The 19,280-nt window shown below is 55.0% G+C and carries 15 protein-coding genes; 2 read left to right on the top strand and 13 right to left on the bottom strand.

What is annotated here, in order from left to right; translation table 11 throughout:
* Window position 1: 1 nt before the first annotated feature.
* The 5 genes from EQV90_RS20510 to EQV90_RS20490 all read right to left on the bottom strand — a co-directional run bounded on the left by EQV90_RS20510 (window position 2) and on the right by EQV90_RS20490 (window position 6,780).
* Window positions 2-1,516, bottom strand: a complete 1,515-nt coding sequence (locus EQV90_RS20510) for an LTA synthase family protein (RefSeq protein ID WP_235972472.1) — start codon at window positions 1,514-1,516, stop codon at window positions 2-4.
* Window positions 1,509-2,285 carry an SDR family NAD(P)-dependent oxidoreductase gene (locus tag EQV90_RS20505; RefSeq protein WP_010657305.1) on the bottom strand — a complete coding sequence of 259 codons (777 nt, stop codon included), beginning with the start codon at window positions 2,283-2,285 and terminating at the stop codon, window positions 1,509-1,511. The genes EQV90_RS20510 and EQV90_RS20505 overlap by 8 nt, the downstream gene beginning before the upstream one ends.
* Window positions 2,282-3,595 carry a capsular biosynthesis protein gene (locus tag EQV90_RS20500; protein ID WP_346769543.1) on the bottom strand — a complete coding sequence of 438 codons (1,314 nt, stop codon included), beginning with the start codon at window positions 3,593-3,595 and terminating at the stop codon, window positions 2,282-2,284. The genes EQV90_RS20505 and EQV90_RS20500 overlap by 4 nt, the downstream gene beginning before the upstream one ends.
* Window positions 3,535-5,556: a capsular polysaccharide biosynthesis protein gene (locus EQV90_RS20495; protein WP_240878595.1), complete on the bottom strand. Its 2,022-nt coding sequence runs from the start codon at window positions 5,554-5,556 to the stop codon at window positions 3,535-3,537. The genes EQV90_RS20500 and EQV90_RS20495 overlap by 61 nt, the downstream gene beginning before the upstream one ends.
* 147 nt (window positions 5,557-5,703) lie before the next feature.
* Entirely contained in the window at window positions 5,704-6,780 is a 1,077-nt protein-coding gene (locus EQV90_RS20490; protein ID WP_235972470.1) for a phosphotransferase, read from the bottom strand.
* 242 nt (window positions 6,781-7,022) lie between these two features.
* On the opposite strand from EQV90_RS20490, the gene EQV90_RS20485 reads away from it, so the two are divergent.
* Window positions 7,023-7,955, top strand: coding sequence for a KpsF/GutQ family sugar-phosphate isomerase (locus EQV90_RS20485; protein WP_003446027.1), 933 nt, complete (start codon window positions 7,023-7,025; stop codon window positions 7,953-7,955).
* A 101-nt stretch (window positions 7,956-8,056) separates the two neighbouring features.
* Here EQV90_RS20485 and kdsB read toward each other — a convergent pair whose 3' ends face one another.
* From kdsB to EQV90_RS21735, 6 genes are all read right to left on the bottom strand, one after another.
* Window positions 8,057-9,343, bottom strand: coding sequence for a 3-deoxy-manno-octulosonate cytidylyltransferase (gene kdsB / locus EQV90_RS20480; protein WP_240878594.1), 1,287 nt, complete (start codon window positions 9,341-9,343; stop codon window positions 8,057-8,059).
* A gap of 29 nt (window positions 9,344-9,372) precedes the next feature.
* Window positions 9,373-10,215, bottom strand: a complete 843-nt coding sequence (kdsA, locus tag EQV90_RS20475; RefSeq protein WP_003446021.1) for a 3-deoxy-8-phosphooctulonate synthase — start codon at window positions 10,213-10,215, stop codon at window positions 9,373-9,375.
* 126 nt (window positions 10,216-10,341) lie between these two features.
* A complete protein-coding gene (locus tag EQV90_RS20470) occupies window positions 10,342-12,591 on the bottom strand; it encodes a capsule biosynthesis protein (protein WP_240878593.1) in 2,250 nt (749 codons plus the stop codon).
* The gene (locus tag EQV90_RS20465; protein ID WP_238143931.1) at window positions 12,591-13,613 is read right to left on the bottom strand and encodes a CDP-glycerol glycerophosphotransferase family protein; all 1,023 of its coding nucleotides are present in this window, start codon (window positions 13,611-13,613) and stop codon (window positions 12,591-12,593) included. Before EQV90_RS20465 ends, EQV90_RS20470 begins: the two co-directional genes overlap by 1 nt.
* A 103-nt stretch (window positions 13,614-13,716) precedes the next feature.
* Window positions 13,717-14,112, bottom strand: a complete 396-nt coding sequence (locus EQV90_RS20460) for a pantoate--beta-alanine ligase (protein ID WP_003446016.1) — start codon at window positions 14,110-14,112, stop codon at window positions 13,717-13,719.
* A 240-nt stretch (window positions 14,113-14,352) separates the two neighbouring features.
* Window positions 14,353-15,309 carry a CatB-related O-acetyltransferase gene (locus EQV90_RS21735; RefSeq protein WP_100917169.1) on the bottom strand — a complete coding sequence of 319 codons (957 nt, stop codon included), beginning with the start codon at window positions 15,307-15,309 and terminating at the stop codon, window positions 14,353-14,355.
* 497 nt (window positions 15,310-15,806) lie between these two features.
* On the opposite strand from EQV90_RS21735, the gene EQV90_RS21745 reads away from it, so the two are divergent.
* Window positions 15,807-17,423, top strand: a complete 1,617-nt coding sequence (locus EQV90_RS21745) for a glycosyltransferase (RefSeq protein WP_148666178.1) — start codon at window positions 15,807-15,809, stop codon at window positions 17,421-17,423.
* A 246-nt stretch (window positions 17,424-17,669) separates the two neighbouring features.
* Here the strand turns inward: EQV90_RS21745 and EQV90_RS20440 are convergent, their stop codons facing one another.
* On the bottom strand, window positions 17,670-18,602 hold the full coding sequence (locus EQV90_RS20440) for a CatB-related O-acetyltransferase (RefSeq protein ID WP_158525125.1): 933 nt from the start codon (window positions 18,600-18,602) through the stop codon (window positions 17,670-17,672).
* A gap of 488 nt (window positions 18,603-19,090) precedes the next feature.
* A partial coding sequence (locus EQV90_RS20435) for a hypothetical protein (protein ID WP_240878592.1) occupies window positions 19,091-19,280 on the bottom strand: 190 nt, incomplete at its 5' end.

Raw genomic sequence — 19,280 nt, 5'->3', positions numbered from 1 at the left:
CTCACGCGGCTCCGCGGGTGGAGGGTGTTTGAGCAGCGCAGGCCAGTAAATGACAGGCCAGCCTGTCGACCTGCAGCGGGCTTGGGGTGACGTTGAGCGGGCGGCGGTTGGACCATATCAGGTAGTCGGTGTCGCCCACGGGTTCGCCAATGGCTTGATAGACATCGGGGAGGATCGGCACATGATCGCCAAAGAAACACAGCAGTGCTTCGTTGGGTTGTTCCAGGAGGGTCGTGCGCAGCTTGCCGAGCATCAGGTCGGCATTGGCGATATGGCGCAAGTAGGGGGCGAGATCATCCATGCCTTGCAGCAGTGGCTGGTCAAACCAGGTCGGCAACTGCGCCGCTTCAACCTGTTCAAGGTGCAGCGGCCCATGGTTTTCCATGGTCACGGCGTGGATGAACAGGGGTTGTGTGCGGGTCGGGTCTTGCAGCAGTTCGCGGATCTTGTCCGCCACGGCGCAATCGCCAATAAACGGCCCGGCTTTCTGTGACTCATCAAAGCTTTGTATGTCGATGAATTCGTCGAAACCCAGCGCGGGCAACACCTTGTTGCGTCCATAAAAACTGCCATGGAACGGGTGAATGCACACCGTGCGATAGCCCTGTGTCTTGAGGTGGCTGGCCAGACTCGGCAAGCCCTTGCGCGCCAGCACACGGTACGGATTAAAGCGGTGAACCCCCAGGCGTTCGCCGGGTATACCCGTGAGGTAAGCGAACTCGGTGCGTACGGTATTGGCCCCCCACGCGGCAACCTGCAGCTTGCCCCGCGCCAGAGCTTCTTGCGTGAGGCGATCGTACTCGGTCAATACCTGAGGCTTGACGCCGGACCACAGTTCACGCACATCAAAAAAAGACTCGCTCTGCACCGATACCAGGTCGGGTAATGGCGCGGCAGGCGCTGCGATATCGCCCTGATTGAACGGTGAGGCCAGCGCTGCCGGATCAACCGGTTTACGGGCGGCCCAAAAATAGCGCCACAGGCAGGCCACCAGCCCCCAGCGCTGAATATCGGCGTTGGCATCAAAGCTCGGTACGCTGGAGCGATGGCCCAGTTTCAGCAGGATCAATCCGCCCAGCCCCAGCCATAGCGCATCCAGCCGGCCCCCGGCCACTTGCGGCTCGAAGGTCAGCCCTGCCCAGAGGTAGGCGATAAAACCGGTTGCCAGCAGCGCGGCTTTACCGATGCCGAAAAATGGCAGGTACAGGCGCGGGAAGCGTACGGCGTCGCTGAAGTATTCGAAATCGGCACACACGAATGGCTCGCGCAGCGAGTGGTACTTGGCGTTGCTGACCATCACGATCAACAACCACCCCAGTACCACATTGATTGCGCTGAACAACGGGCGCGCGGTCAAAGCGTATAGCACCGCCAGGCTTACGCACCAGACACCGGTGTGCAGCAACCAGCAACTCAAGGGGCGGCGCAGGGCGGGTCGCGGAATCAGCAGGCGTTCGAGAACAATGGTCAGCAGCAGGCCGACAATACTGATGTGCAGGATGGAAAACTCACTCACTGTAATTCAGACCGCGCAAGATAAACGAAGAAAGGCGCTGTGGAATCACCCCCAGCAGCCAGGTGCCAAGGTTCAGCGGAAAGGGGAAGCTGATACGCGCCTGATTTGCCGCCAGACCGCGCTTGATACGATTGGCCGCTTTTTCAGCGCTCCATAGAAACGGCTTGGGCCCGGGCATTTCAAAACACATTTTCGACTCGACATAACCGGGCACTATCACATTGATTTTCACGCCCTCCGGAGCCAGCCAGTCGCGAATGGCTTCGCCATACACGCGGATCGCAGCTTTGCTCGCGCTGTAGCTGGGCGTCACCGGCAAGCCGCGCCACCCGGCCAGGGAGCTGAACAGCGCAATCTGCCCATGGCCACGGGCGCGCATTGCGGGCAAGGCGGCTTCCACCGTGGCGAAAGCAGCCATCACGTTGATTTCCAGCAAGGCGCGGGTTTCATCCCATTGCTCGCCTTGGCCCTGAGCACCGATATCGATATTGATTCCGGCACCGACCACCACCAGATCGGGTTGCTCGGCGTCACTGATGCGGCGAACCATGGCGCGCAATTCATCGAGTTCACGCACGTCAATCGGCTCAAGCAATACACGGGCGCCGAGAGCGCGGCATTCAGCGGCCATTTCTTCCAGACGGTCCAGGCGACGGCCTTGCAGGATCAGGGTCACCCCTGGTGCGGCATAGGCCGGAGCCAGTGCGCCGCCGATGCCGCCAGTAGCGCCAGTGATGAAAATACAGCGGGGGGTAGAACGTTGGGTCATAGGAAGTTTTCGATTCTCGATGTTTTTGCCATCAGCACGTCCAGGCATTTGTTTACGGCCATGTCGATACCACTGCGCGAGTAAAAACCGCCATTGATCTGCGTGGTGTGGATCACCGTATTGCGGAAATGATGAAACAGGGTCATGTCCGGCTTGACCGGATGGGTCCAGAAATCTTCAAGTTTTCCGGGTTGCGTCAGGCCGGGCAGGGCGTAAATCGGGTTGGCCAGGACGAAAGTCGGTCGCTGGTGCAACAGTGCCGAAGCGCCGGCCGTGCTGTTGATCGTGATCAGCCCGGCAATATGCGACAACAGCGTGGGCATATGCCCGCTGTCGAGAAAGTCCACCCGGTCGGCCACGTCATAGTGTTTGGCTAGGGTTTTGGTGATGCGTTGATAGTTCACCAGCCCCGGTGTCAGCGGATGGTCCTTGACCACCAACCGTGCATCCCCTGGCGCATGGGCGGCAAACGAAGCCAGCACATGGTCGATCACTTCGGACATGTTGTTGAAAGGGGAGTGATCCTTGATCTGTGTATCACTGTCCAGTTGCAGGGGGAGCAGGAACGTCGGGTTGCGCTCGCGGGCCACTTCTTCCACCACGGCGTCATCGCGGGCCCCGGCGAGCAGCAGGCGCGCGCCACGGCGTATATACCCTGCGTACTCGGTGGCAGCCGTGAAGGGGGCATGGGTACGGTAGTTCGGAAAGAACAATTTATTCAGCGCGCCGCCGCAGTGATACAGCACGTCGTGGGTGGCGCGGGCTGCAAACGACTGCTTGAACGCAGTACCGTTGTCGTAGCGCGGAACGAACTTGCCGACTTCCCGGTACCAGTCCGGGTCGCTGGGCAGTTGCGAGTGGTTGTTGACCCCGCCGCGTTCCAGGGTGACCCAGTAGGGGCGGAAATAACCCTCCTTGAACACATGAACCCTGATGCCCGCGCTGCGCGCCAGTGCGATGGCGGGGAGATGCACGGGGCGACAGTCACCGAACAGCACCAGGTCGGTGACGCCAAGGCTGTGAAATGTTTGCCTGTAAAACGACTCCAGCTCCGCTGCATGGGCCAGACAAAATGTACGGGCGCCAGGGCTGTACAGCACGTCGCCCACATTGAAATTGACGCATTGCACCTGTTGGCCATTATCGCGCAACGTTTTGTTCAGACGCGCAAAGAACGGAGAGCTGACGCCTTGTAGAAACAGAAAACTGCGAGAATCAGGACCAACCAAAGGATTTGGAACGCGCGCCTTCAGTTTCTCAGGCGCATTTTGCCCAAAAAACTGTTCAAGCGCTGTATCAAATCCTGCCATTTGGTAGTTGCTCCAGGCTGCGGTGACGCGCGCCAGTGTTGTAGTTCGTGAAGAGTCTGCTCGGCGGTGGTAAAGCAATCGGTAATGCGGCTGACGTAGGTGGGGTACAGCAACAATGTACCCGCCACCAGTTGATCCAGATTCAGGGTCCGTGTGCGTCGTGCTTGTACACCCGGATGCAGGTCTTCGTCTCGGGTCAAGCCCCAGCCGGCATAGAACGGCTGGCCATAGGTGGTTACAGGCACTCCGCGGAGCAAGGCTTCAAAGCCGGACTGGGAGGTCAGGACATGCACCTCATCCACTATTTCAAACAGGTGCTGCAGCGGCGTGTTGCCGATTACTTCGTCACACCAGTCCACCGTTTGCGCTTCGTCACTGCCACGGGCACGGGTACCGGCCAGTACTTCAGGGTGTGGCTTGTACAAAATCCAGGCATCGGGATTGCGTTCGCGAACCGTCTGCAGCAATTGCAGGTTGCTGCGGATGCGGTTGGCGCCAAAGCGGATCGATGCATCGTCTTCCACTTGCCCTGTGACCAGAATCACCCGTTTGGCTTCGGCAGGTCGCACCCAGGGCTCGCCGGGCAAGTTGTATTTGGTCACCCCTGTACGGCAAATAGCCTCGCGCAGGGCCTGTGCCCGCATCTGCAACGAATCTTCAAAGGGATCGTCAAGCAAGATGCGTTCCAGGCGCGACGGGCGAGTAGCGTCGTAATAGATACCCAGGTCGTCCACGACCCAGGACAGAGGCCTGGTCTTGCCCGCGCCGAGTCCGACCGAGCGTAGAAAACCGTCCTCAACCCGGCTCACCGGGTGTGGGTGTTCCGTGAGTTCAGTGTCGTGCTTACAGCCCCAGGACACCGTAGACAGAAGCGGGTCAAAGGGCAGCTCGGGTTTGACGAACTGAATGGCCGAGCCCTTGAAAAACAACATGACCAGCGGTTCTTTCCAACGGCTGAAGCCCAGCATCTGCACCGAGGCCGGCAACACACTGCGATGGCGGCGCTGCAGACCCAGCCAGTGCATCAGCACCTCAGGCGTGCATGACTGCCCGGTTTCGGGGCTGACGTAGCGTGCATAGCGCACCAGGCTGGCATGCACCAGTTGCTCAAGGCTGACCGGGTGGCGGCGTGAAGGTGGTGGCAAGCGATCCTGTGTCAGTCCCCAGCCGGCATAAAACGGCATGCCCCAGGTATGTACGGGCACATTCCACAGCAGGGCATCGAAGCCCAGTTGCGAAGTCATCACATATACGGCCCGCATGCGCGGCAGTAATTCGGCCGGATGAACATGGTTCGCCAGTACTTGCACCCGTGGGTGGGTTGCCAGTGCCGCCAGATCAAAATGCCCTTGCTTGCGGCCCGCGACCACGTCGGGGTGAACCTTGAGCAGCACTGTGCTGGTGGGGTAGCGCTCCAGCGCCGCCTCGAGCATTGCGTTGAACGCTTGCGGGTCGGCACCTTGCAGTGATGCATCGCCAAAGGTTTGATCCGCCAGCAGCACGCAATCATCAGGCAGTTCAGGGTGTTCGATGCGTGCGTCGTTGTATTTGGACACCCGCTGTTGTTGCCATAGCTGCTGCAGCGCTCTGGCGCGTATGGCTTCGGCCGGGCTGAGCGGGGTAGCGATCAACTGTTCCAGGCGCGAGGGCGCGCTGGCGTCGTAATAAACACCCAGGTCATCAACAATCAGCGACAGCGGCGGCTCATCAGCGCCCAGCCCCATGGAGCGCAAAAAACCGTCTTCCAGGGTAACGACCGGCAAATTGGCGCGCGAGGCTATTGCCAGAGCTTTGATTGCGCTCGGCTTGCGTCCCCAGGCCATCACGCAATCGGCTTTGCGAATGTCGGCCACAGTGCCGTTTCGCAGCACGTAATCGGGCAGCAGCGCGGGTAGGGTGGGTATGCCCTGAGCACCTTTGGACAGGACTAGCAAGCGCGGTAGAGGAATAGCTTCATCCATAAGCGTGAAACAGAAATCCGTTGGAAGTATCTTGCGGGATAAGCCGTCGAGCAGGGCTGGACGACAAAATATGAAGCGCGGATATTAATACAAATCAAGGTCGGGTAGCCTGATTTTTATCAGTTGTATGTAGGAAAAATCCTAAAATCAGAGAGGGTGTATGGTGGCGATTTGCTCTTGTTTATCCAGTAGTCCGAGCAGGTAGTCATACTTTTGTCGCAGCAAAGGCATGCGTTTCTTCTCTTGGTACTCGCTGATGGTTTCTGAGCGCAAGCAGTGAAATAAAGCATTGAGCAGGAATATATAGTGAAGGTTGCGTAGCGCATCATCGGGGTTGAAATGCGCGGGCAGTGCCTGGCGGTAAGTGTCTATAAACTGCTGCTGGGCTTTGAGGAACAGCGGCATATCCTTTCGTCGGAACAGCGCACTCAAGTAGGCCCCGCCGTCAAAACCGACGCGTCCTACCTTGACCTCGCTCCAGTCGATCAACAGCAGTTGGCCTTTGTCGACAAACAGGTTCTTGCGCAGGTAATCCATGTGGCTAATGCATTTGGGGCTACGACGCGCTGCCTTGCTCAGCCGTGCCAGCAGCGGAGTGAAGGGCTTGAATTTGTCCGCCAGGCCGCTGAAGCGCTCATCGCTCTGTCCGAGCCGCTCAAGTTCGGGCAGGCAGCGTGCAAAGTTGAACCGCGGACGCAGCAGAAACCACGGGCGGTAAAAGTCCATGCTCCAGAGCAGGGGGGCCTTGTGTGCGGATTGGCGGCTCAGGTAGTCGTGGCTCAGTGCTTCCTGTTCGGCAATGCCAAGGGCCAGTTGCGGTGCAATGTTTGGCATGCGCGGCGGCTTGCCGCGCACAAATTCAGTAAAGATCAGGCTTTCCCACGGCGTTTCAATCACTCCCAGGCAGGCCGGGTATTGAAATTGCGTGCTGGCATTGAGCATGTCCCGCTGCCGATAAAAGCGTGCTTCCTGGCTGCCAATAAAAAACATCTTGCGAATGGACTTTTCGACCAGTTCCACGGTCATACCCGTGCCGGGATCAGTTATCTGATGGTGGCGCACGTAGTTGACGAAAGAGGCATTGGAGTCCAGATCCTGGCTAACGATTGTCAGTGGCTGTATTCGCCATTGTGGCAATAGCGCACGTAAATGGTCCTGCAACTGACCGTGCTGCCAACGGTAAAGTGTTCTGCGACCCTGCAGAGGGTGTAGATCCGAATTCATGGTTTCAACTTAGGCGAATGCCGTACGTCCGACTTACTGCGGTATTGGTAGCAATATGCTGAGTGATAGAGAACTCAGGTACAACGAAAAGTTTACTTGTCAGGCCGATTTTTCTTGGCTGAACAGAATTCCAATCAACAAAACTAAACGGGCGTATGTATCGTGAGTTTGCTAATTGTTACAAAACCCTTAAAATTCTCCGCCCCTCCAATTCCATCATTTCAAGGACGAAAGTCAAAAAGATGAATCACCTCGCTATCGCAAAAGAAGCCCTCATCGCCCAGGCGCAAGCTGTTACCCAAATGGCTGACCGTCTCAATGGTGAATTTCAGAGCGCTGTCGAACTGCTTCTCGGCTGTAAAGGACGTACAGTGGTCTGCGGCATGGGCAAGTCTGGCCTGATCGGTCAAAAAATGGTCGCGACCTTCGCCTCCACTGGCACCCCGAGTTTCTTCCTGCATCCGGCTGAAGCTTTCCACGGCGACCTGGGCATGCTCAAGCCGATTGATGTGCTGATCTTGATCAGCTACAGCGGTGAGACCGAAGAGCTGATCAAGCTGATTCCGAGCCTGAAATCCTTTGGCAACAAAATCATTGCCATGACCGGGAATGGCAAGTCGACCCTGGCCAAGCATGCAGACATCTGGCTCGACATTTCCGTCGAACGCGAAGTGTGTCCGAACAACCTGGCTCCGACCACTTCAACCCTGGCCACCATGGCCATGGGCGATGCACTGGCCGTCGCCATCATCGAAGCCATTCAATTCAAGCCGATGGACTTCGCCCGCTACCATCCGGGCGGCAGCCTGGGCCGTAAATTGCTGACTCGCGTCAGCGATGTGATGCACTCCCCGGCACCTATCGTGTCCCCGGCCACCAGTTTTCACGACTGCCTGCTGGTCATGACCGAAAGCCGCATGGGGCTGACCGTGGTTCTGGACCAGGGTGTGCTGGTGGGCATCGTTACTGACGGCGACCTGCGTCGTGCACTGCTGCAGAACCAGGGTGTCACTGGCAGCACGGTTGACCAGTTCATGACACGTAACCCGCACACGATCAGGGAAGAGTCGCAGCTGTCCGAAGCGGAAGCCTACATGATCGACAAAAAAATCCGCGCCCTGGCCGTGACCAATCACGCCAATGAGATCGTGGGTGTGGTTGAAATTTTCGACTGATTGATGTGTAGCTGCGTCAGGCATGGATAACTGCCTGGCGCTGTTGAATAAAAAAACGGGGCCTGCCAGGGCCCCGTTTTTGTTCAGACACTAGCTGTAGCTTATTGCGCCATCTTGGCCATGACCTGCGCATAACCTGCCGCAGTGCCCAATACCGCGTCCTTGCCCTGGGCAAACAAAATGCTGTCTGCCACTTCGCGGAAAGCGCCCGTGCCACCAGCTGCCGTGAGTACGTGAGTAGCAGCTGCCTTTACGTACACCGGAGCATCGGCGACCGCAAACGACAGCGCGCACGCTGCGAAAGCCGGCAGGTCGATGCAGTCGTCACCAATGCACGCTGTGTTCGCAGCGCTGACACCGGCTTCGGCCATCAACTGGTTGCATGCAGTCAGTTTATCCTTCACCCCGAACTGACACAGGGTAATGCCCAGATCCGCAACGCGCTTGCGCAGCGTGGGCGAGTCACGGCCGGACAACACCGCTACGCGCACGCCATTCTCTTCCAGCAGACGCATGCCCATGCCATCCCGCACATGGAAACGCTTCAGGCATTCGCCAGTGGCGTCGTAGTAAATGCCGCCATCGGTCAGCACGCCGTCCACGTCGGTAATCACCAGGCGAATGTCGTTCAGCGTAGTGCGAGGTGCCGGTGTTTTACCGCTCATCAGTGCGCGTACCTGCTCCAGGCACTCGGGTGTATCAACACCCGGCCCGGTTGGCTCGACAACATATGCCCGAATGCACACGCCAGCAGCCAAAAGCCGCAGTTGCTCAAGTTTTTCGGCGTTTTCCAGCATCGCTTGCGGCAGGCCGGTGTAGTCCGCCAACACGTCGCGACGATAACCGTAAACGCCGACATGCTTGAGGTAACTGGCTTCCTCGCCATCCCGTGGGTACGGGATGGGCGAGCGGCTGAAGTAGAGTGCATTGCCGTTGTGGGCCAACACCACTTTCACGGTGTTGGGGTTGGCGGCTTCGTGAGCATCGATCACATGGCACAGCGTACCGACCTTGACCTGTGCGTCGGCCAGCATGCCTGTAGCGAGGGCGTCGATATCCGCCGGGCGAACCAGCGGCTCGTCGCCTTGCAGGTTGATGTAAATATCTGCGTCAACTTTCGCCATGACTTCTGCCAGACGGTCGGTGCCTGACGGGTGATCCGCAGAGGTCATGATGTATTGACCGCCAAACGCTTCTACGGCTTGGGCCACACGCTCGTCGTCGGTTGCCACGACAACTATGTCAGCGTGTGCCACTTGCAGCGCGCGTTCGTACACATGCTGCACCATTGGTTTACCGCAGATATCCGCGAGCGGTTTACCCGGCAAACGAGTCGAGCCGTAGCGGGCCGGAATAACAATCGCGACCCGTTGTTCTGTACGTGCCATGCTCAGAATCCTTGCTTCAGAAAGCCGGTTTAACCAATGTTCAGTGCTGGGAACGACTTGACCAGATCATCCAGTGCTTTGATCTGAGCCAGGAACGGCTCCAGTTGGTCCAGCGGCAGGGCGCTTGGGCCATCGCACTTGGCTTGATCCGGGTTCGGGTGAGCTTCCAGGAACAGGCCGGCCAGGCCGACGCCCATGCCTGCACGTGCCAGTTCAACCACTTGCTCACGACGACCGCCGGACGCTGCACCCGATGGATCGCGCTGTTGCAGGGCGTGGGTCACGTCGAAAATGATCGGCAGGTTGTCGCATGTGCGCTTCATCACGCCAAAACCGAGCATGTCGACGACCAGGTTGTCGTAACCCAGGCAGGTGCCACGGTCGCACAGGATCAGTTGGTCGTTCCCGGCTTCCTTGAACTTGTGCACGATGTTCTGCATCTGCGACGGGCTCAGGAACTGAGGCTTTTTGATGTTGACCGGCTTGCCAGTCTTGGCCAGCGCGACAACCAGATCAGTCTGGCGGGCCAAAAACGCAGGCAATTGCAGTACATCTGCCACTTCGGCGACAGGTGCACACTGATAAATTTCGTGGACGTCGGTGATGACCGGTACGCCGAATGCCGCTTTGACGTCCTGGAAAATACGCAGGCCTTCTTCCATGCCCGGGCCACGGTACGAGTGAATGGATGAGCGATTAGCCTTGTCGAAACTGGCCTTGAATACATACGGGATGCCCAGCTTGTCGGTCACGCGCACGTATTCTTCACAGGCGCGCATGGCCAGGTCGCGGGATTCCAGAACGTTGATGCCGCCAAACAGCACGAAAGGGGCATTGTTGGAGCATTCGATTGCAGGGGTGATTTTGATCATGGTTACAAGTCCATTTTGAAAATTATGAAAAAGGTCAAGCAATGTACGGATGTCAGATCACAACACGTGTGTCTGACACCCGTCGCGGGTATGAAAAAACCCTACCGGGTCTGGCATAAATCGCGCTTAGCCGTTTAACCAGCGGGCGAGATTGTTGTGAATGCCGGCTTCGTCATTGGCTGCCATCGAATACGCATTAACGTAGTGATGAAGAAGATTTTGGGTACGCTGCGCGTCATAAACGAGCTCGCTGTTGAGGCGAGTCTTCAATTCGTCAATGCTGCGCGGGTATGCAGCAACGGCGTAGGAGTAATCACATTCGCCTGTGACAACAACGGGCCGACGATGCAGCAGCGCTTCCAGACCAACGCCGGAGTTGACGGTAAATACGGCTTTCGCGCCCGATATGAGGTCGTGGACCGAGGCGTTTGACATCTCGATGGCTCCACTGCTTGAAAGGGCTTCGAGTGTTTTTTGAACCGTCATGCTGTTGCAATACGGGTGGCGCTTGACCCGCACTTTTGTTGTCGTGCCGGCATAGTACTCGGCGACAGTACGCACCAATTCTGCGCCTGTGATTGCGGCAAGGGCGGCAACGGTATCGGTGGGTATCTGCAGGGCTACGAAAACATAATCATCTGTGTACGTGATGCGCTCCGCGCTCTGCGCATATTTGGAGACGTTGTGATGGATATAAGCTTCGCGTAACCCTTCTTCATTCGCCGCCAGCACCTCTGTTGCGACACCGGCAGTCGATTGCTCAATCGGAGCATGGATCGTGGCGAGTGAGGAGTAGCCCGCAAATCCCTGGTGGTCCATGCTGCATCGACCTGCCAGCGGAACTTCCTGGATGTGCAGGTGATCGGCGTTCAGCGGGGCATTGGTGTGGTAGCTGACAATACGTGCGCCTGGAATTCGAGGATCACAGTTCCTCCAGTTCCATTGGTGGCGTGGTACCAGAATCAGGTCTTTACGAGCCAGAAGGTATCCGTACACGTTTGACAGGAATTCGCGAACAGTCGCGTAGCTTGGTTTTTCTTCGTTTGGGGCAGCGAAAAAGACCGTTGGAATAAAGACTTCGACGACTTTCGAAAGATCCATGGTGTCGGGTTCGATGTCGACGATCGAACCATTGCTCCAACCGTACAAATGCTGAGACACCTCGTTGGTATTGGCGATGTCAGCAAGCACTCGGGATTTACCCAGATTCCGGATCACGGCATCCAGCCAGGCCTGATTTTCCTCGGAAACGGGTTGGGTGCCGTTCTTGTTCCGGTCAATGATCTGCTGTGCTTCGTGGAGCCAGCGACACTTCACTGCAACCTTGACCTGCTCATTCGGGTTGATGCCTTTCTTGCCTTTTTCCGATGAGAGCAGTGACTGGGCCAGATTTCGCGCAGCCTGGGTTCTTTCGTACAAATCAGGAAAGAAAGGTGTCGCGCGGTTAATCATGGGCATGAACTTCATCAGCGTTTCGCGAGGAAAGCTCAGAATGCCCAGTAATGTGTTGCGCGCATCATCGTACAGCGCGTGATCAATCTCGAAGGACAGGCGCTTGACTGATCCATAGGCCGGATAACAGGCTTGGGCCGCACAAAGATAGGAATAGGCGCGGGCGACCTGAGCATCGTCACGCAACATGTCGCTGATCCGCATCAGCAGTTTGCGTTCGGAGGGGTAATTGACTTGCGCCGCCAGCAGCACATCAAGTGCCGCTTCTTGATTGCGCGCCATTTGATAGGCTTTGGAAAGCATCAGGCGGTAGTTAAGTGTTGATGACACGTGTTCGGGAAACGAGTTGATCGTTTCAATCAGTGCTTCATGCTGATTCAGCTGGCTGTATACGCGCGTCAGGATGCTGAAGTTGGTCAGGTTCAGTGGGTCGGACTTGATAGCCTGATGAGCCTGGGTAGCAATGATGTTGAGCCACGATTCGTCGTTACCGGCCAGCAGAAATGACTTTTCCAGGTCGCTGGTGGAAACCAGTGGCTTGGGTTTGGAAAAGGTTTCTTTAGGTTGTTGTGCAAACAGGGGCGAGCGATAAAGCGCGAGTATTTCGGAAACCTGGCTGCACGAGGGGGCTAGCTTCAGCGTTTCGACGGCTTCTTCTTCGTCGCCGCGACCGGCCAGAATCTTGGCTTTTTCAATGTAGCCGAACGAGTTGGACGGGTACTTTTCAATCGCGCTGTTCGCGTAGCGCAGTGCCGATGCCTGGTTGTTATGCAGATTGGCCGTGACTACCGCCTGGCGCAATTGACTCAAGGAAACATTCAGCCGGAGCAATCTGTCTGTGCAAGCCAGGCTGGCACGATGAGCCCCCATTTTTGAAAGCAGGAAGATTGCCTTAACAATGATGTGTCGCTGGATGGATATCATTATTTTTTCACGCTCTTCTTTTTCTTGGCGATCGCCAGCTCTCGCTTGGTTTTGTAGAACTCTTTCAATTCCTTGCGCACGTAGGATTGAGGTTGAGTAGGTGTGAACTCGCCGTTCCACAGTTTTATCAGCGCATCCCGGGCCAGGCTCAATGAGTCCTTGGTGTCGGTAAAGAGAGAGCTACGCAGCGGTTCATACAGCTGGACGTATTGTTCGCTGTTTTCGGCCAGCTCTGTGATGCCGGCTGCCAGCGCCTCGGGTGTTTTGATCGTCAGGCCCAGCTCGCTCCGGCGCGAATACTCCAGGCTGTAGCCGTCGATTTTTTTACCGCCCATCTGGTCGGACAGGTCGGTATCCAGCAGTGCGATGGGTTTCTTGCAATACATCGCGTCAAAGATTGCGCCGCTGTAATCGGATATGACGACATCGCAGATGGACAGCAGCTCCAGCAGGTCGTCATTGGCCCCGAAATGGCAAATGGCACCCATGTCCATCTTGTCTTTGCGCGCGCTTTCGAGCAGTTCGGTGTTGTGGTGCATCTTCATCAAAACATTGTAGTTATCCGCCAGGTCGTAAATAGAGGTCACGAACTGGTCAACGCTGGACAGATCGCCCCAGGTTGGCAGATACAGCACTGTTTTTTTGTTCGGATTCAGTTTCGCCGCGTGTTTTGATTTGGCGGCCTGATGAAAACTCTCCAGATGCCAGTCATCGTAACGAGGATTGCCAACGGAAGCCGTCGGGCTGAAATAATCGATACGCTCTGAAGCATAAGGGCCGTAAGTCAGGCACAGATCTGCGAACGCACGCCATGGGCCGTAGTTATGCGGCTCTTTGGCATAGCCATACTGGATCATGGCTATTTTTGATTTTTCAAACACTTCGATGCGTGAAAAAGGCGTCTGGCAAACGATGATGTCGAAGACTCCATCGAGTGTGGCCATTTGCGCGCGATCCCACACCATTATCGGGGTGTGGGGGTTTTTCAGGATGTCATCACTGAATTCAGCGATGAAATCCATTCGCTTTTCAATCACAAAGCATGCGCCAGGGAAGGTGCTGGCCAGCTTCTGAATGTGAAGAAATTGAAACGGGTTCCACCCAACGAAACCAATTCTGGGTGACTTACCCATACTTTTTGATCTCTGCGATCAGTTGGGTAGTGGAGATACCTTCTGTGCGCGGCAGGTAGATAACTTCGCACAGGGATTTGAATTCATCGAAGCGTCCTTCCCAGTCATTGCCCATGACCAGAGCGTGAGCGCCAAACTCTTTGATGTACTCGCCTTTGAGCTCAAGAGACTCCTCAATGAAAACCTCGTCCACACATCCGAGCGAGGCGATGATGTCGCGACGTTCGCCTTCAGGGTAAACCGGGTTGCGTTGTTTTTTCGAGAAGTTCAACGCATCCGAAGAGATACCCACAACAAGCCGGTCACCTTGGGCGCGAGCGCGCTGCAGGATTTTTACGTGACCGATGTGCAGCACGTCGAAGGTACCGAAGGTGATGATAGTTCTCATATATATCCTTATCGCGTAAGCGGTTGCGTCGCATGGGGCGGGTAGAAAGGGGGGGTAGGCCTTGGTCTTGAAAGCTCAGCTTTTTGGAATCGTCGTTTCTCAGCGAGGATGCAGGCATCTTCAGTGTCGGGTGTTGATTCTGTGGCGCCTGCGCTCGACTCACTTTTTAAAAGGTCCGGCATGCAGCATCTACAAAAGCCCGCCATTCTACCGGGGGCTCTTGTGGTTCGGATATGGGTTTTATTCTGCGCTGCCACGAGCATAAGTCGTGCCGAGTTTAAAGCTGAATTTTTTGCGGGCCAGCTTTCCTTTGAAAGGCTTGCCATCCACGAGGAAAGTCAGACGATACCAGCCACGCTTTGCATCGAATGATGTGTTCTGGATCTGATAAACGCCTGGCGCAACCAATGGTGAGGCGCTGCCTGATCCGGCTTCGTGCGAAACCACCTCAATCGAGGTAAAGCGGTCCAGGGCATTCATGTCTGCATAGGCAGTAGGCGTGGTGAGCCAGACAATGCCAGAGCTTGTACCGCTTGCAGAGTTGGAGACTGTGCCAGCGAGGACGCTGCGGTTTTTCAGACCCATATGCAGCTTGATTGCGCTGATCTTGTCGAGTGCTTCTGACACGTTAGTGAAATCGACGTCAATCATGTCTTTAGGTTCAAGATCCCACCACTGGCTGGCCAGAAGCCGTTCAATGGTTGCTTCGTCGAAGCGATAGCGGATGACTTGAGCGGGAATGCCACCCACGATGGCATAAGGTGGTACGTCTTTTGTGACCACTGCGCCGCCGGCAATGACGGCGCCAGTACCGACAGTTACGCCCTGGCAGATCATCACTCCGGCACCAATCCAGACATCGTGGCCAATCACTGCCGGGTTGGCAGTGGGGCCCTTTACTCGCTGATGAGTCGAGTAGTCTTTAAAGTCGGTGAAGTGATTGGTGTTGTATTGGAAGGGGTGGCAGCTCAGGTAATCGGTTGGGTGGTTGATGGGGCTGATTTCGGCATTGCGTGCGATGGAGCAGAAATTACCAATAGTTACGCCCCGGCCAACATAGCCGCCGTTGCCAATGTAGGTGTACTTGCCTATCAGAGCTTTCGCGTTGACAGTGACAGCGCCATAAAGTTTCACTGGCTCCATTAAAATGGCTTCCGGAGAAATATTGGCAAGTTTCGATATCAAAGTGTTTTCCAAAATCCACGCGCTCCGTAATATTGCAATGCCATCATTTAGATGTTTAAGTGCCGCTACATGATTATCCAGGGATATTCATTGGGTGCTTCTAAGATGTTTTGGTGTGGGGTTGGCAAACCGCGGATTTTATCGGTGTGTCCTGCGTGTGTCAAGATATGTATGAGGTAGATGGGGTGGTGCCTGGTGCAACTGTAATTGCAGTCGTTGAGCGCTGTGTTGGTGCATACAAGGTAGCGTTATATGAAGGTGTTAATCAGAGTTGTTCCATCCCGACATAGGGTTGAGCGGGGCAGTCCATTAACTTCGTTTGAGTACTATCGTGCCAAGTGGATAGAGTGGTCGCCTCTGGTGCGTCCTGATAAAGTGCTGGGTGTTTTTGGTGCGAAAAGTTCTAGCCATAGAGAGATATGGATGGTCTGGGTGGTTTTGGTTAAAAGGGGGTTGCTGTGCGGCAAGTAATATCTGTCTTGTATGAGTTGGCGGAGCAGGGAGGGGGGGTGACGCGTGTTTCGCTGGGCAGAACCGCTGCGCTGGCAGAGGCGGGAGTGAGTGCGCGGATAGCCGTACTTGACTTTGATGAGCGGCTGGACGCAACCATCGGCAACCTTGTTGAGCAGGGCCGTATTCCTGAAACACTTAAAGTTGTTAATTTTTATAAGTGGTTTGCCTGCAAGGCTCTGGAAGTTATAAGTGCAGGCGCTGCAGCGCGTAATGATTCGAATATTGAACATCTGCAAGTTAAGGTCGTCCGGCGCATTGATCATATTAATGGCGCGAATATCAGTGTTGTTCGATATATGACGGTCAAGGGCTATGTATATTTAGAGGAATTCCAGAATCATTTGACGGGTGGCGTGATGGTTTTGATTTCCATGCCCGGTAAAAGGCCGCTCAAGTTCAATTCGCTCGACTCGGCCCACGCATACTGGTTGAAGTGCCTGTCGGTCGAGTGTTTGCCCAGTTTTATCGTTGCCGATTCAATTGGTGCTGCGGATGCGGTGTGCAGCATAGAGGGCGATGATATTTACAGGGTGCTGATGATGCACAGTAATCATTTGCTTAAGCCGTACCGCGTCGGTGGTGCTATTGCACCGAAATACCACGGTGTTATCAGGGGGATTTCTAACTGTGATCGGCTGGTTCTTTTGACCCGGGGACAGCTTCACGACATGCAGCTGCAGTTTCCGTCAGGGCGATATTCAGTGATCGGCAACCTGATCACGCTTGAATCGCAGGAAGAGCCGGTTCTGCGTGAGGCTAATCTAGCTGTCATCGTGTCGCGGCTTCACGGTGTCAAGCGTATCAAGTCGATGGTCAGTGCGTTCGCCAAAGTTGTAGCGATAAACCCTGATGCGCGCCTGGAGATCTGGGGGTCGGGAGATCAGGAGGAAGAGATAAAGGCATTGATTCTCAAGCTCGGTATGCAGGACTCCATTCAGGTGATGGGGTTTGCAACCAGTGTATCCCGCATCTTCAGGCGAGCCAGTGTCAGTTTGGGCATGTCGGTTACTGAAGGCTTTGGTATCAGCTTTGCTGAGTCATTGGGGTATGGCACTCCGCTGGTCTCTACGCGAACCAACTATGGGCCACAGGAGATTGTGGCTGATGGGGAGGATGGGTTTATCGTAGATACCGAAGATGAGTTTGTTGAAAAAATCAATCTGTTGCTCAGTAATAGTGCTCTGGTTTCGTCCATGGGTAGTAAAGGCAAGCTCAGTGCGCAAAGGTTCGCGTCTCAAGCGATCGTTAAGCTTTGGCTTGATTTGTTTGATGGCTTGGCGGGCGGGCCAACCGGGCGTCAAGGTTATGCCGGGCCCGAAGGAGAAATTCTCCTGAACAGGGTGTCAAGTAAGGTCGGCTGGATTTATCTGCCAGAAGGGGTCAGTGATGAGTGTGCCGAATCCTATCGATTGGCCAGGAAGGCCTGGGTGCTGGAGGTTTCTGCTGAGCGTGAGTTTATGGGGGGGGTGGCCAAAGTGCTTCCGGGGGTGTACGAAATCGACGAAATGGCTCTCGATGAGGTTAAAGGGCGGTACCGCTTTCGCTTGATGAAGGACGGTGTTTCTTTTCGGGGTGTGATTGCAAGTCGCGCGATAAAATTCATCTTTTCTTGAGCGCGGGATCTCTCTCTTGGTTGATGGGGATCTTTTTTTTGCTTCAGGTGTTGAGCGAGTTTGATTCCATGCTTGCCTCTGACTCTGGTAACTCGCTCTCGCTGAGGTGATGACCCTGTTGCAGTAGATGCCTCGCCCCTTTGGTTGTGTGGTGCATGGTTGGTGATTTAAGGGGCTGGCTTATGGCACTTGGCAGGTGCTTGTCATTGCAGTCAGTAGCGTGACTGCATTTCGTGGGTGTTGGGGTTAGTTTTTAGCTTGGGGATCGGGGTTTTTTTTGAAGGTGAAGGTCACGGTCCCTGCTGGAATGGTTTTTGGGACGCCATTGATTTTCAGTGCGAAATGATTTTTTTCCGGGTTATGCCAGGCCTTTTCAATCTTGAAATTTCCTGATCCGAAGCCTGACTCGATAATGTTCACGCTGTCAAAGTCCCGCAGGATTTCTGGCTCTGCATATGACTTTTCGATATCAAACCAAATGACGCCATTTTTGCTGGTGGACGAATTTTTGAGGGTGGTGAGCAGTGACTGGCTTATTAATTTCTTGTAAAAGGCTCGGCGGGACTCTATCTCGTTGAGCGCGGCATCAATGTCATTAAAGTCGACTCCGTTCATGTCGGTAGGGTCAAGTTCCCACCAGCGCGACTCCAGCAGGCGCGAAACCGTGTCCTCATCAAAGCGCATTCGTATTTCTTTTGCGGGGGCTCCGGCGACAATGGCGTAAGGTCGAACGTCTTTTGTAACGACGGAGCTTGAGCCAATCACTGCGCCATGACCGATCTTGACGCCTCCGCGTATTACGGATTTTGTTCCGATCCAGACATCACTACCGATTTCTGTCACATGGTCCCTCTTGCGAGGTTGTTTTACTTTGGTTATTTGATATTCGGGTTGATTGGCGAAATGGTTGTTGTTGTACTGGAATGAGTGCGATGACAACATGGTCAGTGGGTGGGCTTTAGCACCAATCTCAATGTCTCGAGCTATCGAGCAATAGTTGCCGATATGGGTGTGTTGTACGTATGAGCCTGTTCCGATGTAGGTGTACTTACCAATTGTCGAAGTCTTGTCTACCACAACTACGCCGTATAGCCGTACGGGGGCAACGAGGGTAGCTTCTTCCGATATCCTGCAGCCGGGGCCAATTATGTTTTTGCTTTTATATCTGGAACTGTTCAAGTCTGACTCCGGATGACTTATGGTTGGAGATGCTTTGGTTTTCAACTAAGTCTTGTATGACTGTTGTTCAATGCATTCAAAAGCGGTGGATGTTATTTTATTTTCGGAAAAAATTCCAGAGTTAAGGCGGAGAAAGCGCAGGAGGTGCGTTGCCTGTTGCCTGTTGCCTGTTCTGTGACTGGGCGGCAGTACTGTTGCCTCGTCGGGTGGCGGGTTGGAGGGCGCGCGGGGAGGCTTGTTCGTTCTGATCAGGTCTGGCGGGTTGCTTCTTGGTCGGCAAAACCATTCTGGGCAATAAGGGTGCTGATGACGGGGCGATTTCGGTTCTATTAAAGCATGTCGCGGTATTACTTCGAGAGACATGTGTCGAACTGAAAAGTTCCCGGAATCTTCATCGGTTCTCATGTAAATATTCTAATTGACTGCAATCTCAACGGCGTCCCGAATACGTTCGATTTGCATCGGTCGTGTAGAGGGGTGGTGTTATTTTATTCGTGGTCGCCACCAGAGACTTCATTGCAAAATGGAGGGGTTGCAGTCAAATTTCCATGTTTAAGGAAACTCTGAAAAGGACTTCCAAATCTGGTGAAATACGCCTGTCCCACGAACTGAACGGTTGAGCCCCGATGAAGCAAATGTCTTTCGCTGATGCCGAGTACGCAGGCAAACGTAAGCAGA

Source organism: Pseudomonas sp. TMW22089 (genome assembly GCF_022496645.1).
Taxonomy (GTDB): Bacteria; Pseudomonadota; Gammaproteobacteria; order Pseudomonadales; family Pseudomonadaceae; genus Aquipseudomonas; species Aquipseudomonas paraversuta.
This window is presented reverse-complemented; position numbering and strand designations above follow the sequence as displayed.

Bases quoted from the DNA above. Each gene is read 5' to 3' on its own strand.
- EQV90_RS20485 (WP_003446027.1), top strand. From the start codon at position 7,023: ATGAATCACCTCGCTATCGCAAAAGAAGCCCTCATCGCCCAGGCGCAA.
- EQV90_RS20460 (WP_003446016.1), bottom strand. From the start codon at position 14,112: ATGAGAACTATCATCACCTTCGGTACCTTCGACGTGCTGCACATCGGT.
- kdsA (WP_003446021.1), bottom strand. From the start codon at position 10,215: ATGATCAAAATCACCCCTGCAATCGAATGCTCCAACAATGCCCCTTTC.
- EQV90_RS20500 (WP_346769543.1), bottom strand. From the start codon at position 3,595: ATGGCAGGATTTGATACAGCGCTTGAACAGTTTTTTGGGCAAAATGCG.
- EQV90_RS20465 (WP_238143931.1), bottom strand. From the start codon at position 13,613: ATGGATTTCATCGCTGAATTCAGTGATGACATCCTGAAAAACCCCCAC.
- EQV90_RS20470 (WP_240878593.1), bottom strand. From the start codon at position 12,591: ATGATATCCATCCAGCGACACATCATTGTTAAGGCAATCTTCCTGCTT.
- EQV90_RS20495 (WP_240878595.1), bottom strand. From the start codon at position 5,556: ATGGATGAAGCTATTCCTCTACCGCGCTTGCTAGTCCTGTCCAAAGGT.
- kdsB (WP_240878594.1), bottom strand. From the start codon at position 9,343: ATGGCACGTACAGAACAACGGGTCGCGATTGTTATTCCGGCCCGCTAC.
- EQV90_RS20505 (WP_010657305.1), bottom strand. From the start codon at position 2,285: ATGACCCAACGTTCTACCCCCCGCTGTATTTTCATCACTGGCGCTACT.
- EQV90_RS20490 (WP_235972470.1), bottom strand. From the start codon at position 6,780: ATGAATTCGGATCTACACCCTCTGCAGGGTCGCAGAACACTTTACCGT.